Raw genomic sequence first — 14585 nt, 5'->3', positions numbered from 1 at the left:
GCAGCGCAGGTTTGCAGGATACGGCGGAACATCTTGGGCCTGGGCATGGCGAGTATCAGGGTGAGCGGTAGAGGCGGCGGCGGAGCCTGATCCAGCGTCACCCGCAGCTCCGCCTCGGTATCGGTAAGCCGGATCACTTCGCCGGTTCCCAACTGGCCATCCGCGCGGCCGACGGGCACGGTGTCGCCAGCAACCACTTTGAGCACGGACTGCAGGTGCGCCAGGCGTCGACCGCGCAGAACGGCACGGTCAGTTGCCACGAAATCCTCGTCAAACAGTAACGCCAGATTCATTCGCCGGCGGGCTCATCGCTTTCCGGGTCTGCGACTTCCCGTTTTGCCAGCCGCCCGAACAGGATACCGACCTCGAACAGGATCCACATGGGAACCGCGAGAAGGGTCTGGGAAATAATATCCGGCGGCGTCAGCAGCATGCCGATGATGAAACAGCCCACCACCACGTAGGGGCGCTTGGCTGCAAGATCGGCGGGCGTGGTGGCGCCGGTGAGAATCAACAGCACCGTGGCGATCGGAATTTCGAAGGCCACACCGAAGGCGAAGAACATCTTGAGTACAAAATTGAGGTAGCTGGTGATGTCCGGAAGTTCGACGATGCCTTCGGGGCCTATCGCAGTAAAAAAGCCGAACACCAGCGGGAAAACCACGTAATAGGCAAACGCAGCGCCCGCGTAAAACAGGATGACCGAGGTAAACAGCAGCGGAAAGGCCAGGCGTTTTTCGTGGGCGTAGAGGCCCGGGGCAATAAAGCTCCAGAGCTGGTAGAGAATGATCGGAATGGCAGCGAACACAGCCAGAACCAGGGCCAGCTTCAGCGGTGCGAAGAAGGGCGAGGTAACATCTGTTGCGATCATGGTCTGGCCAACGGGCAACAGGGAACGGATGGGCTCCGACAGCCACAGGTAAAGTTCGTTGGCAAACGGATAAATGGCAGCGAAGCAGACCAGCACCGCAAGAACCATCTTCAGTAGGCGATTACGCAGCTCGAGCAGGTGCTCGATCAGTGGCATTTCCTGCTGTTCCGGAGGCAGCTGGTTGCCGTCGGGTTTTGCATTCATGAACGATTATCCGGCGGACTTTGCGGGGTTTCGCGTTTGGGTTGTTCGTTTCCGTCAGAGCCGGAATCTGGCGTCTGCGAGGCGCTACCAGCATCGGGCTGATCCTGCGCTGGAGCCTCGGAGGCCTTTGTCTGGCCGGACACACGCCGTGTCGCAGGTGCAGGCCTTGGCTTCTGGGTCTCGTTCTCGGGCAGGATCATGTGCTCGTATTTCCTGGCTTCGTCCAGGGCGCCACGCACGGTATTCTGAACGTCGTCGAGGCCAACATCTCCTGCCTTGCGAAGCTCGTCGCGGAGTTCGCCGGCTTTTAGCTCCCGGTCCAGTTCCGAGGTGAACTGGCCAACCATGCGCCGTGCACCACCCACCCAGCGGCCAGCCGCACGGGCGGCCGCAGGCAGGCGCTCGGGGCCGAGTACCAATAGCGCTATGACGCCGCAGATCAGCAGCTCAAGAAAGCCGATATCGAACATTCAGCCTGGTCTCAGCTGTGGGACTTGTCCCGGGGCTTGTCTTCGGCCGCCGCTTGTTGCTGTGGCTGCTCCCCTTCCTTGCCTTCCAGGGATTCCTGGTTCTCGGCCTTGGAGTCCTCATCGCTCATGGACTTCTTGAAGCCGCGAATGGCACCACCGAGGTCGCTGCCGATGTTGCGAAGCTTCTTGGTTCCGAACAACAGAATGACAATGCCGAGTACGATAAGTAATTGCCAGATGCTGATACCCATTACGGGGTCCTCATTTTAATGTTTCTGTTCAATGACATTGTACGTTACCAGAACCGTTACGCGGAAACCCCTTTAGAGGTATTACCGCTCACTTGTTCCTCGACGCTTTTTCTTCCAGGCCTGACAGATCGAACCGGCTGGCCAGTTCGTCCAGGATGTCCTTCGGGCCAAGGCCCAGTCTCGACAGCATGACCATGCTGTGGAACCAGAGGTCGGCGGTTTCATAAACCACGTCCCGGGTTTCCCCGGAATGCTCTGCGTCCTTGGCTGCCAGCAGGGTTTCCGTGCACTCTTCCCCCACTTTTTCCAGGATCTTGTTCAGGCCCTTGGCGTGGAGGCTGGCTACATAGGAGGTTTCCGGGTCTGCCTCTTTCCTGGCCTCCAGAACCCTCGCCAGGTTTTCCAATACATCGCTCACAGTCCGTGCTCCTCAGTTGCTGCCGTAAATAGTGCCGGGGTCCTTGATCACCGGGTCAACGCTGACCCACTGACCGTCTTTCAAAGTCCGGTAGAAGCAGCTGCGTCTGCCAGTATGGCAGGCGATGCCGCCTTTTTGTTCTACTTTCAGCAGGATGACGTCCTCGTCGCAGTCCAGTCGAATGTCCCGGATGACCTGTTGGTGCCCCGAGGTTTCCCCTTTGCGCCAGAGCTTGCCCCGGGAGCGCGACCAGTATACGGCGTGGCCTTCTTCGGCGGTCAGCCTGAGCGACTCGCGGTTCATCCAGGCCATCATCAGGATGTCGCCGGTGTCGGCGTCCTGGGCGATGGCCGGAACCAGGCCGTCCTCTGTCCAGCGAATGGCATCCAGCCAGTCAGGGGTCTCGACGTTATCCGAGCTATTTTGCATTTTTGTGAATCCTGAAATCTTTATCGGTTATCGGCTGCCCCGGAGCATGAGCCCGCCGGCGACGGCAAACAGGGCCCAGCTCCAGGCAGGCACGCTTTCAATCCACTGCCGGCTCTCGGGCTGAGTGCCCAGAAAGCCGCCGGCAATGAGCAGTACCGCCAATGTCGCCCGCCGCCAACGCCGCTCGGTACGGATCTGCTGCTCCCGGAGCAACGCCAGTGTTGCCCGGTTCTGGGGCTCGGTGGGCCCCGCCTGCCGCAGTTGCAAGAGCGCATCGTGCACCAGCTGGGGCATTTCCGGCGACTGTTCCAGCCAGGAGGGAAGGTGCGACTGCAGCGACTTGATCAGCCCCGAAGGGCCAATGCGTTTGCGCATCCAGGTCTCGAGGTAGGGTTGCGCGGTGCTCCACAAATCCAGATCCGGATACAGCTGTCGGCCCAGACCTTCAACGTTCAGGAGGGTTTTCTGCAGCAGAACGAGCTGGGGCTGCACTTCCATATTGAACCGCCGTGCCGTCTGGAACAGGCGCAACAGGAAGTGGCCGAACGAGATATCCTTCAACGGCTTCTCGAAGATGGGCTCGCAAACAGTACGTATGGCCGCCTCAAACTGGTTCACTGGCGTGTCGGGCGGTACCCAGCCGGACTGAATATGCAGCTGCGCAACCTGCCGATAATCCCGGCGGAAAAAGGCCAGAAGGTTTCGGGCAAGATAGCTCTGGTCATCCGGTGCCAGGGTGCCAACGATGCCGAAATCGATGGCGATATATCGGGGATCCGAGGGATTGGACGTATCCACAAAGATGTTGCCCGGATGCATGTCGGCATGGAAGAAGCTGTCCCGGAACACCTGGGTAAAGAAAATTTCCACGCCTTTTTCAGCCAGTACCTTCATGTCGACGCCGGCGGCCTTCAGAGCCGCAGTATCGGCAATGGGGATGCCGTGAATCCGCTCCATCACCAGCACGGATTTGCGGGTGTAGTCCCAGTCGATAAAGGGAATGTAGATCAGCGAGGAGTTTTCGAAATTCCGGCGCAGCTGGCTGGCGTTGGCGGCCTCGCGCTGGAGATCCAGCTCATCGTGAATGGTGGAATCGTAGTCGGCTACCACTTCCACCGGGCGCAGGCGCTTGCCTTCGGACCAGTATTTTTCCAGCAGGCCAGCCATCAGGTACATCAGGGCCAGATCCTGACGGATTACCTTCTCTATGCCCGGTCGCAGAACTTTCACGACTACCTTCTGGCCGTTGCGCAGGGTGGCTGCATGCACCTGGGCAACCGATGCCGAGGCAAGCGGGTCCGGACTGAATTCGGCAAACAGGTCCGAAACCGGGGCACCGAGGGAGGTTTCGATAATGCTCCGGGCTTCATTGCTCGGGAACGGCGGTACCCGGTCCTGGAGATTCTTCAGGGATTCCGCCATGTCGTCCGGCAGAAGATCCCTTCGGGTAGAGAGGATCTGGCCGAACTTTACGAACACGGGGCCCAGTTCCTCCAGCGCCAGCCGAAGGCGGTCGCCACGATCGAGCTTCGGTTGCGGGAACAGGTGCCAGGGCGCCAGCAGGAAAAACACCTTCAGGGGCGCGGGCAGCTCTGCGATAGGCAGGAACGTGTCCAGCCGGTAACGGCAGAATACCCAGGCAATTCGGAACAGGCGTTGCAGGCGGGTCACAGGTTCTCCGATTCGTCAGTCTTGCCGCGGTTTTCAATCAGATTAAGCCGCGCTTCCAGTCTTTCCGTGCGCAGGTTCAGTTCGTCGATATCCTCGAACGTAGCTTCCAGCTCCCGCCGACCGGGCAGGGCGCGACTTTCCTCGTGCACATACTCCTCGATGTTGGCATTCAGGGACTGAAAGGCCTGTCGACTCCATCGGATAGCGCCGCGAACCCGTTGGCCGAGGAAGTGTGCGGGCACATCGCCGATGTGCCGGGCCATGGCGGCTTCCCAATCCGGTTCAAGCTGGTTCAGGGCTCGTTGCAGCTGATGGGCCAGCGCTGTGTCGCCGGTCACGTCAAGACGGCCGTCGGCAAAGACCCGGTCATCGCCGGTGGCCAGCGCTGCAAAGGCGATGGGTTTGCCGGTGATCTCGAGCGCTGGCTGTTCGACCGGCTGACTGCCGACGCGGACGCGGTTTCCGGCCCGGTCCAGGGTGTAGGTCAGGGCAATCGGGTCGGTGATATTGAACTGAACCGGCCCCGCCAACGCTTCCATCAAGGCACTATGCCCCGCCTGATCCAGTTCCAGTGCCCGGTTCAGGGCACTTTCCAGGATAGCGGAGACAGCGGAAAGCAGGGTGGGGCCGGGAAACATCAGGGCTTGATTCCCACGTGCAGGGCGACGATACCGCCGGTCATGTTGTAGTACTTGCAGTTCACCAGGCCGGCGTTCTCCATCATGCCCTTGAGGGTGTCCTGGTCGGGATGCATGCGGATGGATTCGGCCAGGTACTTGTAGCTTTCACTGTCGCCGGCGATGAGCTGGCCCATCAGGGGCAGGGCGGAAAAGGAATAGGTGTCGTAGGCCTTGCTCAGCAATGGATTGGTCGGCTTGGAGAATTCCAGGATCATCAGCTTGCCGCCGGGCTTGAGAACCCGGGTCATGTCGCGCAGGGCCTGGTCTTTATCGGTGACATTGCGCAGACCGAAGGCGATGGATACCGCATTGAAGTTGTTGTCCGGAAACGGCAGATGCTCGGCATCCGCCTGTACGTATTCAATGTTGCCCGCATAGCCGCGATCGGTCAGCCGGCTGCGGCCCACCTGCAGCATGGAGGCATTGATGTCGGCCAGCACCACCTTGCCGGACGGACCCACAAGGTCTGAAAACTTCATGGTGAGATCGCCAGTGCCGCCGGCAATGTCCAGCACCTGGTGGCCGGGACGCACGCCCGAAAGCTCAATGGTGAAACGTTTCCAGAGCCGGTGAATTCCCATGGACATCAGGTCATTCATGAGGTCGTACTTGCCCGCCACACTGTGGAACACCTCGGCCACCTGGCTCGCTTTCTGGCTCTTGGGCACATTGCGAAACCCGAAATGGGTTACGTCGTCCTGGCCGTTGCTGTTTGCGGCCTGGTTGGCTGGCGTTTGCTGCTCGCTCATGGGGCATGTCCTGTCAGAATCTGAACCCCGTATTCTAACCGCTGACGGGGTTGCTACAAGGGTGGCGGTGAGTTAAATAGCGCCCTAAACTGTAAATCTATCCAAATCCGAGAGAAAACCGCTTCATGTCTGTAATTGATGTACATCGCCCGCACACCCTGGATCAAGAACACGCAAGGCAGGCCGCAGAATCCCTTGCCAAAGACCTGTCCAGTCAGTTTGACGTGCATTATGAGTGGGAAGGCGACCACCTGAAGTTCAAGCGCAGTGGCGTCAAGGGGCACCTGAACATCACGCCGACAGACCTGCACATTCACCTGGAGCTGGGCATGATGCTGCGGCCCTTCAAATCGCGGATCGAGCAGGAAATCCACTCCCAGCTGGACCAGATCATCAAGGCCTGAGCCAGCCAACTATCCCCGGCTCAGAGGTTTTCCGGCAGGCTGAACGGGTCCGGGTGATGGTCGAGAATGTTGCGCATTACCCGCTGCTCCCGGGAAACCAGCCGGTCGATCAGTAGCTCCACATCGTCCATCTTCCGGAAGGCGGAATAGCCCCGGTGCAGGAAGCTGTGCAGATCCGTCAGATCGGCCATCTCTGCCGGGCCCCGGGTCATCGATAGCAGCCATCCAAGGGTGCGGTTGCGGACATAGCGATCAAGTTGCTGGCCAACGTCTGCCACCAGGGTAATCTGTTTCTCTCTCTGCGCCAGCCGTCGGCTCTCCCGGTAGGCTGCACAATAGGCGTCCGTGGTGATTGCCCGCGCAGACACACCTTGCTGATGGAACAGTTCGGCGAGCTCCAGGTCCAGCTGTTGGGTGATCAGGTTCAGTTCCACGAGGCCGGCGAAGGTGTCCAGCAGATTATCTGGCAACCACTTCACCATTTTGGGAAACACCCGATCAATATTGTCGTCCCGGCGGGTCATGCCGGCCGGGGCGTAGAGGTCGGTCAGCAGAAATTCGAGGCCGTGGTGATATCCGGGATGGCGATAAAGATCCTCATGGGTCGACTTCAGCCGCTCCGCCTGCCAGTCGGCGACGGAGACGGCGTGTTCCATCAGCGGATGCTCGGCTTTCAGGCGCCGGAAATCATGGTAGTCCAGAAGCAGTTGCTGCAGCCGGCGAGCGCTTTCAGAGCGGGCTTCGGTAGCGACGAGGCGCTCACGGTACATGGGCGATGGCTCCACTAAACCTGAGGAAAAGAGCGTAGTTTAGCGGAGCTGCAGTGGTCTTGCAGCAGGGTGCAAGCCGGGCGTCAGCCCTGCGCGGCTGTCGGGAGCGTTTCGAACCCCGGAACCCATTCCTTGCTGTCCAGCGTAATGAAGTGGCTCGGTGCCTCGGTTTCCACGATGCGCATGGTGGTCGGGCTCTGGCGGGCGCTGGCCAGCATGGATGAGCGATCGAGAATGCGATCCACGGCAGGGATCAGGAAGGTGCCGTGGCGCACATGGCCGTAGACACTGCTGTCCGTCCGCGCCATCCAGTCCATGATGTTCTCGATGTTACGAACAATGGTCAGGTGATCCTTGGTGGCTGAGAACAGCTTGCTCAACAGCTGCTTCTTGCGCGGATTCATCTTGCCGAAAAAGGTCTGGCCATAGGCCGACGACGGAGCGCTGTTGATCAGACGGATCAGCCAGGGCCACATGCCGTGACTGACCGGTTCCAGAATGGTGGTTACCAGAGCTGAGAGCTTGCCGTTGGGGAGTACCGGTGCCTCCAGAACCACTTCCACGTCATCATAGAGCTCGGGCCATTGCTTGATGGCCTCGAGAATGACCGCTCCGCCACGGGAATGTCCATGAACCCGGATGTTCTGAGTAGTCGGGAGGCTGGAGAGCGCCTGGTTAAGAATGCAGGCGTCGTACTCGATCGTGCCTTCCAGCTGCTTGATCGGCACTTCCCATTCCGGCGTTTCCGGCGTAACGCCGTTTACCGGGATGTGGTAGTTGCTGCAGGTGAGCAGGATCAGTTCAGTGGTCGGCGCTTCATAGGCCTGGGTGAAGTAGCAGTGATTTTCCAGAAAGCCGTGCACGCCAATTACGGTCTGCTCCGCTTTGCCGCTGTGGTTGCGAACGGAAACAGCGCCCTTGCCGACGCGATACACATGCCCGGAAAACATTTCCGAGTAGGCGCTTTCAATCGGTTTGATCAGCTTGCGAACATGGCTCGCTTTCATAACTGTTCTCCCACCCAGCACGGCAATGGCCTGTTGTTGGAATTTGGTTGTGCTGGTAAGCCTTTTGTACCCCGATCATCTCGTTATGTTACTGGCTCTGAGTACGGATTTTTTGATGTCCCAGGGCCAATCGATCACGGATCGGCAGCGTTTAATAACCATTGCACCAAGGCTTATAACCAGTATAGGACTGAACAGTTACTCACGTGTAATTTTTTGTAACAGCGTACGCTGGTGCCGCATATGGAGACGGCGCGGCTTGTCTGGCACAATGCGGAGTTCGGTTTTTACTTAGGGCGCCTCGTGCTTGGCATTGGATCCAGGGCCCCTTTCTTCATTACTTCTCCAGGGACGTTCGGGTTTGAGTCACGAGCAATCGCATCTCCTGCTACCTGCTGATTCGGCCTGGCTGGCCCTGGAGCGCCCGGAAAACCCCATGACCATCACCGTGATGTTGCGGGTTGATGGGCTTACTGCGCCCCGTTTCAGGGAGTTTCTGCGGGTGTACTGGATGGCCTGGGAGCGTTTCCGGTACATGCCCGTCAAGCGCTCACCTGCCTGGTGGTGGGAGCAGGATCCGACGTTTGATGTTAGCCACCACCTTGATGTGGTTGTGGATCGTTTCACGCCCGACAGCCTTCAGGAATGGGTGTCCGCGCGTCTGAACCAGCCTCTGCCCATGTATCGCCCGCGCTGGAAATTCTGGCTTGCGCCCAATGCCGAGGGTGGGGCGGTGCTACTGCTGCGCATTCACCACTGTTACGCCGATGGCCTGTCTCTGCTGGGCATCTTTGACCGACTGTGCCCGCCCTCTCCCCAGCAGCATCCCGCCATTTACGGCGCCCCCGAAATCGCGGAGCTGTCACGCTGGACGGCTGCGGCAAAGGCCTGGTTCGGGCAACTGATGGCATCCGAAGAGCCTTCTGAAGAATCCCACGGTGCTGGCAATGCAGACCGGTCCGCCGGTAATCAATGGCAGGACGCGGGTCGCTTGCTGGAGCGGGTCGCCCAGAAGAGCCTGAAGCTGGTCAATGAATTTTCGGAGTTCCTGGTGGAGCCGGAAGACACGGCGACGGATCTCAGGCAGCCGTTGCTGGGGAGGCGACATTGTCGCTGGTCCGAGCCAGTGCCCCTCGACCGCTTCAGAAACATTGCCCGAGCTACCAATGTAACCATCAACGATGTGTTGCTGAGCTGTGTGGCGGCGGCTGTGCGCACCCGCCTGGGCATTGAAGGCGAGGACCTCGATGAAGCCGTGCTGCATGCCGCCGTACCGGTGGATATTCGCAGTCGCCTGCCCGAGGAGCTCAAGCCGGCACCCGGCGCGCTGGGCAATTATTTTGGCACCGTGTTTGTACCTTTGCCGTTGGATGGTGAAAGTCCCCTCGAGCGACTTTTCCGCATCAAGCACGAAACCCGCCGTCTTAAGAAAAGCTGGCAGCCCGGCATTGCCTGGGGTCTCGCGGCCAGCGCCACGATTGTTCCAGAGCCTTGGCGGGAGCCGTTGGCCGAGGTGTTCTACCGCAAGGCCAGTGCCGTGGTGTCCAACGTGCCCGGCACTCCGGAGGCCCGGTATATTGCCGGCTGCCGGATAACCGAACAGATGTTCTGGGTGCCCCAGGCCGGGGATATCGGTTTGGGTATCAGCATTGTCAGCTACGCCGACCAGGTGCAGTTTGGCGTCGTTGCCGATGAGGCGGTGATGGCCGACCCCGAAGACTTCCTCAACGACTGCCTGCAGGAACTGGCTCAGTTCCCCGGCGACTGATCCGCCGGGTCGTACTCCCAAAGTTTCAATTCAAGTGCCTCCCAAATGAGCAGAAAACCTGCTCCGTCGAAGCATTTTCCCCCTCCCTTGCATCACCGACCATGGAATTCAGGCGACAGACCGCGCCTGGGGCGTCCGGATGATCCGGGCCTCCGATCCCAGATTTCCAAAAACAACCGGGGGAACTATGAAAAACAATAACGTCAGAAAGTCAGGGTTAGCGATTGCCATGGCAGCGGCCATGGGCGCCAGCGCAGGAGCCAATGCCGCTGTTGAGCTGTATAACCAGGACGGCACCAGCTTTTCCGTGGATGGCTACTTCAATGCATTCTACGTAAACCGTGACGACAAGCAGAACGACGTTCGGGATTCCCGCATCAAGATGGGCTTCCTGCCGAACACCATCGGCTTCAATTTCAGCAAGGATATGGGTGATCTGACCCTGGGCGGACGTTCTTCGTTCTGGACCACCATCAATGACAGTCTTGATTCACCCACAGACACCGCCATCGACGTGCGTCAGTTCTATGCCACGGTAGACGGCGATTTTGGTCAGGTGCTGATTGGTAAGGACTTCGGCCTGTATGCCCGCTCCAACATTTTCCTCGACGAAATCCTGATGGGATTCGGTTCCCCGGGCGTCGCCGGTGGCGTTTCCTTCGGCAATATCCGCGCAGGCTATCCGTACCCGACACCTTCCGCCCAGATTACCTATCGCTCGCCGGATATGGGCGGCCTCAAGGTCGCGGCCGGTGTTCTGGATCCCGCCGATACGGTGACCGGTGCCAATGACGAAAATGCCGCACCCCGCTTCGAGTCCGAGGTAACCTACAACGCCAACCTGAACGATGTGGCCCTGACCGGCTGGGTGAACGGGCGCTATCAGTCTGCTGAAAATGGCAGCACGACCGTCGACAGCACAGGCCTCGGCTACGGTATCAAGGCGTCGGTCGCGGGACTGACCCTGGCTGCTTCCGGTTTTACTTCCAAGGGTGACAACCCGGTTCTGATCGGCAACGGTGCGGTGACCGAAGACGATGCCGACGGCTTCCTGGTTCAGGGCTCCTATGCCTTCGGTGCCAATCGCGTTGTGCTTTCCTACGGCGAGACGGACGCTGAAATCCTGAATCTGGAAACCGAGAGCACAACGCTCGGGTTCTTCCACGATGTAAACAGCAACTTCAAGCTGGTTGCCGAGTACAACATGTACGAAGACAACAACCGCACCACCGGTGCAACCACCACTGAGGCGGACACCATCGCCCTTGGCGCCATCGTGATGTTCTAAGCCCTACCTGGCGTTGCGGGTGGCAGGAGGCCTCTCGCTGCGCTGGTTTGTCTAAGACTAAAGTGCCGGTTTGCCTTGAGGCAAACCGGCAGCGCCACCAGGCATTGATTCAGGAGGCAGTTTAATCAATGGCTTACGATCATTTTGGCGCGCCGATTAAAAGCACTGAAGTCGCATTGGCTGCGTTTGCGGATGCCGTAGAATCGGTGAAAAGTCATCCGTTTTCGGGAACCGCGTTTATGAAGCCAGCGACGACCCTGCCTGCGGTCCGGGTAGCGAGCTCCAGCGTTCGCGATCCCATGTTGGCCGCCACCAATCTCGCCAGCCAGCTCAGCCACGAGCATCTTGGCTGTGTACTCTTCTTCTGTTCTGCGGAATACGACCTGGGTCGACTTGGTAGTGCCCTTGAGCACAGTTTTCAAGGTGCGCGTGTCTGCGGCTGCACTTCGGCCGGGGAGATCACTCCGGACGGCTACGGACGTGGATGCATCACCGCCATCGGGTTTGACAGCCGCTATTTCGCCATCGATTGCGCACTGATCCGGGAGCTGGACCGATTCACCCTGCAGGATGCCCAGGGGGTAATCGACGGCCTGCTTTCGACCTGTCGGGATGCCAGACTCGCGCCGGTCAAAGGCAACACCTTTGCCATCACGCTGCTGGACGGCCTGTCCAGCCGTGAAGAGCTGGTGCTGGCAACGCTCAACTCGGCCCTTGGCACCATTCCCCAGTTTGGCGGTTCTGCCGGCGACGATGAGCGTCTGGCCAACACCCACGTGTTCTACGACGGCCAGTTCCATACCGGAGCTGCCACGGTGTTGCTGGTAAATACACCGCTGGATTTCCGGGTATTTTCCACGCACCACATGGTCGAACGCAGTGAAAAGCTGGTGGTGACGGACGCCTGCGCGGAAAGCCGCACGGTATTCGAGCTTAATGCAGAGCCGGCGGCCGATGCCTATGCCCGAGCCGTTGGCGTGGATGTCGAAGCACTGGATCGCAAGGTGTTCGCGCTACGGCCCATGGGGGTGAAAATCGGCGGCCACTATTTTGTCCGCTCGGTGCAGCGGGTGAACCCGGACAAGAGTCTGACTTTCTATTGCGCCGTGGAAACCGGAATCGTGATGACGGCCATGGAGCCGGAATCCCTGCTGGACAGCGTTCGTACCCAGATAGAAGCCGCAGAACGGGTTGTGGGGCCACCTCTGGTGACCATCGGCTGCGATTGTTTTCTGCGCAGGCTGGAGGCTGAACTCACCGGGGAGGTGGAAGCGGTCTCCCAGTTCCTCCGCCACCACAATGTGATTGGCTTTAACACGTACGGCGAGCAGTTCGACGGTATGCACATCAACCAGACGTTTACGGGGGTGGTCATTGGCCAGCCTGATGTCCGTTCCGGACAAGATTGAAGCACCCGTTGAAGACAGGCGGGATCTCCGGATTGCCGAACTTGAGGCGGAGAACGAGCGCCTGCGGCGGATTCGCGATGCCCTGATTGTCCGGGTGGAGTCCGGCTCTGCCCATAAGCCGGAGCCCTACGCGGCCTTCGAGCACTCGGTGGTGCTTGCCGAGCAGGTTCGGGAGCGAACCGAGGCGTTGAACCAGGCCATGGAACAGCTCAAGGGCAGCAACAAGGCCCTGAATCGGGCCCGGGAAGAAGCCGAGACAACCCGCCAGAGGTTGAGCGATGCCATCGAGAGCATTGCCGACGGCTTTGTGCTGTTTGATAACCAGCATTGCCTGATCCAGAGCAACAGTCGGTTCCGGAGCTACTGGCGGCATGCCGGTGTTGAGGCGCCAGGCCAGGGTACCCGTATTTCAGAAGTGAAGCGGCAGGCGGTGGCCTGCGGTCTGGTTCTGGAGGAACACAGCCATCCGGATTCGGAAGGCGTGGTGTTCTTGCTGGCCAACGGCCGCTGGGTTCAGGTTACCGAGAGACCGACCCGGGAAGGCGGGTTGGTCGTGCTCTACTCCGACATCACCGATGTGAAGAACAGCGAAATGGCCCGGCGGATCAAGGCGCTCGAAGAAAGCGAGCGCTGGATTCGGGTGGTGACCGACCATGTTCCGGCGCTGATTGCCTACATCGGGGCCGATATGACCATCCAGTTCTGCAACAAGGTCTACGAGTCCTGGTACGGGCGCAAAGGTGAGTCGCCACTCGGCAAGCGCCTCAACGAGGTACATTCGCCCGAGTTCTACCAGCGGCTGCTGCCCCAGATCCTCGATGTCATGGACGGCCACAATGTCACATTTGAATTCGAGGAGACCGGTGAGCAGGGTGAGGTGCGCCACATGCTGCGCTCCTACGTTCCCAATTTCGATGAGCAGGGAGACATCATCGGTTTCTTTGTGTTGATACGGGACATCACCGACCGCCGCAAGACCGCCCTGGCACTGGAACAGGCCTATGACAACCTGGAGCGACGGGTGAAGGAGCGCACCGCGGCCCTGACCGGCCTGAACAACCAGCTGCGCCAGGAAATCACCGAACGGGCTGCCGTAGAAGCCCGGCTTCGGGATGCCAAGCTGGAGGCCGAGAGGGCCAATCTCTCGAAAACCAAGTTCCTCGCTGCGGTCAGCCATGACTTGCTGCAACCTCTGAATGCCGCACGGTTGTTTACCAGTGCTCTGCTGGAACAGTCGTTCGGGCCCAAGGCGGAAGGCCTGGTTCGGTCGGTCAGTACCTCTCTGGACGACGTCGAAAACCTTCTGGGCACCCTGGTGGATATTTCCAAGCTCGATGCCGGCGTTATCAAACCGGATGTCACCGCCTTTGATCTTCGGGACCTGCTCAATAACATCGCCCGGGAATTCCGGCAGATGGCCACGGCCGAGGGGCTGCAACTGGATTTCGTTGCCAGCTCCGCGATTGTGGAGTCGGATTCCCAGTTGCTGGCGCGGATCCTCCGGAATTTCCTGACCAACGCCATCCGTTATACCGGCAACGGCCGGATTCTGCTTGGCTGCCGTCGACAAAAGGACCATGTCCTGTTGCAGGTGTGGGATACCGGCCCTGGTATTCCCGAGGACAAACTCACCGAGATCTTCCAGGAATTCAAACGCATCCGTCCGGCTGGCTCACAACCCGATAAAGGCCTTGGGCTTGGTCTGGCCATCGTGGACAAGATATCCCGCATGCTTGGGCACGAGGTGACGGTGAATTCCATCGAGGGCAGGGGGTCAGTCTTCAGCGTCCGGGTCCCGGTCGGCAAACTGAAGCCCCGGCAACCGGGTGCCGACCAGAATCGAGCCGCGTCTTTCGATAGTGGTCTTGGCGGTGCCCGGATCTGGGTGATCGACAATGACCAGTCTATTTGCCAGGGCATGCAAACCCTGCTCGAAGGTTGGGACTGCCAGGTGGTGACGGCGGTGTCCCTTGAGGATCTCGAGCGTCAGCTGGATCCGGCTACCAGTGCAGTGGACCTGATCCTGGCGGACTATCATCTGGACAACGATGAAAACGGCGTGGATGTGGTGGCGGAGATCAATGGCCGCCGGAGATGTCCGGCGCCAGTGGTGATGATTACGGCTAACTACACCAATGAACTCAAGCAGCATATCCGCGAACTTGGGCACCTGCTGATGAACAAGCCGGTGAAGCC

General features: G+C 59.5%; 15 protein-coding genes and 1 pseudogene. 5 read left to right on the top strand and 11 right to left on the bottom strand.

Annotated elements, in window-relative coordinates; translation table 11 throughout:
- The 9 genes and pseudogenes from B2W52_RS03165 to ubiE all read right to left on the bottom strand — a co-directional run.
- Nucleotides 1-293 (bottom strand): annotated as a pseudogene (locus B2W52_RS03165) (16S rRNA (uracil(1498)-N(3))-methyltransferase); the annotation flags it as partial.
- On the bottom strand, nucleotides 290-1075 hold the full coding sequence (gene tatC, locus B2W52_RS03160; protein WP_014578407.1) for a twin-arginine translocase subunit TatC: 786 nt from the start codon (nucleotides 1073-1075) through the stop codon (nucleotides 290-292). The pseudogene B2W52_RS03165 and the gene tatC, both read right to left, overlap by 4 nt.
- On the bottom strand, nucleotides 1072-1545 hold the full coding sequence (gene tatB / locus B2W52_RS03155; protein WP_273073168.1) for a Sec-independent protein translocase protein TatB: 474 nt from the start codon (nucleotides 1543-1545) through the stop codon (nucleotides 1072-1074). Before tatB ends, tatC begins: the two co-directional genes overlap by 4 nt.
- An 11-nt stretch (nucleotides 1546-1556) precedes the next feature.
- Nucleotides 1557-1796 (bottom strand): Sec-independent protein translocase subunit TatA, encoded by a 240-nt coding sequence (gene tatA, locus B2W52_RS03150; protein WP_014578405.1) that lies wholly within the window; start codon nucleotides 1794-1796, stop codon nucleotides 1557-1559.
- Between the two features lie 88 nt (nucleotides 1797-1884).
- A complete protein-coding gene (locus B2W52_RS03145) occupies nucleotides 1885-2214 on the bottom strand; it encodes a phosphoribosyl-ATP diphosphatase (protein WP_014578404.1) in 330 nt (109 codons plus the stop codon).
- A 12-nt stretch (nucleotides 2215-2226) separates the two neighbouring features.
- On the bottom strand, nucleotides 2227-2643 hold the full coding sequence (hisI, locus tag B2W52_RS03140; protein ID WP_008170988.1) for a phosphoribosyl-AMP cyclohydrolase: 417 nt from the start codon (nucleotides 2641-2643) through the stop codon (nucleotides 2227-2229).
- Between the two features lie 27 nt (nucleotides 2644-2670).
- Nucleotides 2671-4314, bottom strand: a complete 1644-nt coding sequence (ubiB, locus tag B2W52_RS03135; RefSeq protein WP_273043893.1) for a ubiquinone biosynthesis regulatory protein kinase UbiB — start codon at nucleotides 4312-4314, stop codon at nucleotides 2671-2673.
- Nucleotides 4311-4952 carry a ubiquinone biosynthesis accessory factor UbiJ gene (locus B2W52_RS03130; protein ID WP_104270851.1) on the bottom strand — a complete coding sequence of 214 codons (642 nt, stop codon included), beginning with the start codon at nucleotides 4950-4952 and terminating at the stop codon, nucleotides 4311-4313. Before B2W52_RS03130 ends, ubiB begins: the two co-directional genes overlap by 4 nt.
- Nucleotides 4952-5743 carry a bifunctional demethylmenaquinone methyltransferase/2-methoxy-6-polyprenyl-1,4-benzoquinol methylase UbiE gene (gene ubiE / locus B2W52_RS03125; protein ID WP_014578401.1) on the bottom strand — a complete coding sequence of 264 codons (792 nt, stop codon included), beginning with the start codon at nucleotides 5741-5743 and terminating at the stop codon, nucleotides 4952-4954. The genes B2W52_RS03130 and ubiE overlap by 1 nt, the downstream gene beginning before the upstream one ends.
- Before the next feature lie 125 nt (nucleotides 5744-5868).
- Here ubiE and B2W52_RS03120 point away from each other — a divergent pair, with 125 nt between their 5' ends.
- Nucleotides 5869-6147, top strand: a complete 279-nt coding sequence (locus tag B2W52_RS03120; RefSeq protein ID WP_014578400.1) for a polyhydroxyalkanoic acid system family protein — start codon at nucleotides 5869-5871, stop codon at nucleotides 6145-6147.
- 20 nt (nucleotides 6148-6167) lie between these two features.
- Here the strand turns inward: B2W52_RS03120 and B2W52_RS03115 are convergent, their stop codons facing one another.
- Together B2W52_RS03115 and B2W52_RS03110 are read right to left on the bottom strand one after the other, a co-directional pair.
- The gene (locus tag B2W52_RS03115; RefSeq protein ID WP_053113119.1) at nucleotides 6168-6917 is read right to left on the bottom strand and encodes a DUF8198 family protein; all 750 of its coding nucleotides are present in this window, start codon (nucleotides 6915-6917) and stop codon (nucleotides 6168-6170) included.
- Nucleotides 6918-7000: 83 nt separating this feature from the next.
- Nucleotides 7001-7924 (bottom strand): alpha/beta hydrolase, encoded by a 924-nt coding sequence (locus B2W52_RS03110; protein WP_014578398.1) that lies wholly within the window; start codon nucleotides 7922-7924, stop codon nucleotides 7001-7003.
- 361 nt (nucleotides 7925-8285) lie between these two features.
- Between B2W52_RS03110 and B2W52_RS03105 the strand changes: the two genes are divergently transcribed.
- The 4 genes from B2W52_RS03105 to B2W52_RS03090 all read left to right on the top strand — a co-directional run.
- A complete protein-coding gene (locus B2W52_RS03105) occupies nucleotides 8286-9692 on the top strand; it encodes a WS/DGAT domain-containing protein (RefSeq protein WP_273018489.1) in 1407 nt (468 codons plus the stop codon).
- 187 nt (nucleotides 9693-9879) lie between these two features.
- Entirely contained in the window at nucleotides 9880-10980 is a 1101-nt protein-coding gene (locus tag B2W52_RS03100) for a porin (protein ID WP_053113117.1), read from the top strand.
- Between the two features lie 239 nt (nucleotides 10981-11219).
- On the top strand, nucleotides 11220-12389 hold the full coding sequence (gene nosP / locus B2W52_RS03095; protein ID WP_405421074.1) for a nitric oxide-sensing protein NosP: 1170 nt from the start codon (nucleotides 11220-11222) through the stop codon (nucleotides 12387-12389).
- A partial coding sequence (locus tag B2W52_RS03090) for a hybrid sensor histidine kinase/response regulator (protein ID WP_286801240.1) occupies nucleotides 12367-14585 on the top strand: 2219 nt, incomplete at its 3' end. The genes nosP and B2W52_RS03090, both read left to right, overlap by 23 nt.

Origin of the sequence: Marinobacter sp. UBA2498 (assembly GCF_002341575.1) — a bacterium.
In the GTDB taxonomy this organism is placed as follows: domain Bacteria; phylum Pseudomonadota; class Gammaproteobacteria; order Pseudomonadales; family Oleiphilaceae; genus Marinobacter; species Marinobacter manganoxydans.
This window is presented reverse-complemented; position numbering and strand designations above follow the sequence as displayed.

Excerpts from the sequence above, each read along its gene's own strand:
- B2W52_RS03100 (WP_053113117.1), top strand. The coding sequence starts at position 9,880 with ATGAAAAACAATAACGTCAGAAAGTCAGGGTTAGCGATTGCCATGGCA.
- tatB (WP_273073168.1), bottom strand. The coding sequence starts at position 1,545 with ATGTTCGATATCGGCTTTCTTGAGCTGCTGATCTGCGGCGTCATAGCG.
- nosP (WP_405421074.1), top strand. The coding sequence starts at position 11,220 with ATGAAGCCAGCGACGACCCTGCCTGCGGTCCGGGTAGCGAGCTCCAGC.
- tatC (WP_014578407.1), bottom strand. The coding sequence starts at position 1,075 with ATGAATGCAAAACCCGACGGCAACCAGCTGCCTCCGGAACAGCAGGAA.
- B2W52_RS03110 (WP_014578398.1), bottom strand. The coding sequence starts at position 7,924 with ATGAAAGCGAGCCATGTTCGCAAGCTGATCAAACCGATTGAAAGCGCC.
- B2W52_RS03120 (WP_014578400.1), top strand. The coding sequence starts at position 5,869 with ATGTCTGTAATTGATGTACATCGCCCGCACACCCTGGATCAAGAACAC.
- hisI (WP_008170988.1), bottom strand. The coding sequence starts at position 2,643 with ATGCAAAATAGCTCGGATAACGTCGAGACCCCTGACTGGCTGGATGCC.
- tatA (WP_014578405.1), bottom strand. The coding sequence starts at position 1,796 with ATGGGTATCAGCATCTGGCAATTACTTATCGTACTCGGCATTGTCATT.
- ubiE (WP_014578401.1), bottom strand. The coding sequence starts at position 5,743 with ATGAGCGAGCAGCAAACGCCAGCCAACCAGGCCGCAAACAGCAACGGC.
- B2W52_RS03130 (WP_104270851.1), bottom strand. The coding sequence starts at position 4,952 with ATGTTTCCCGGCCCCACCCTGCTTTCCGCTGTCTCCGCTATCCTGGAA.
- B2W52_RS03115 (WP_053113119.1), bottom strand. The coding sequence starts at position 6,917 with ATGTACCGTGAGCGCCTCGTCGCTACCGAAGCCCGCTCTGAAAGCGCT.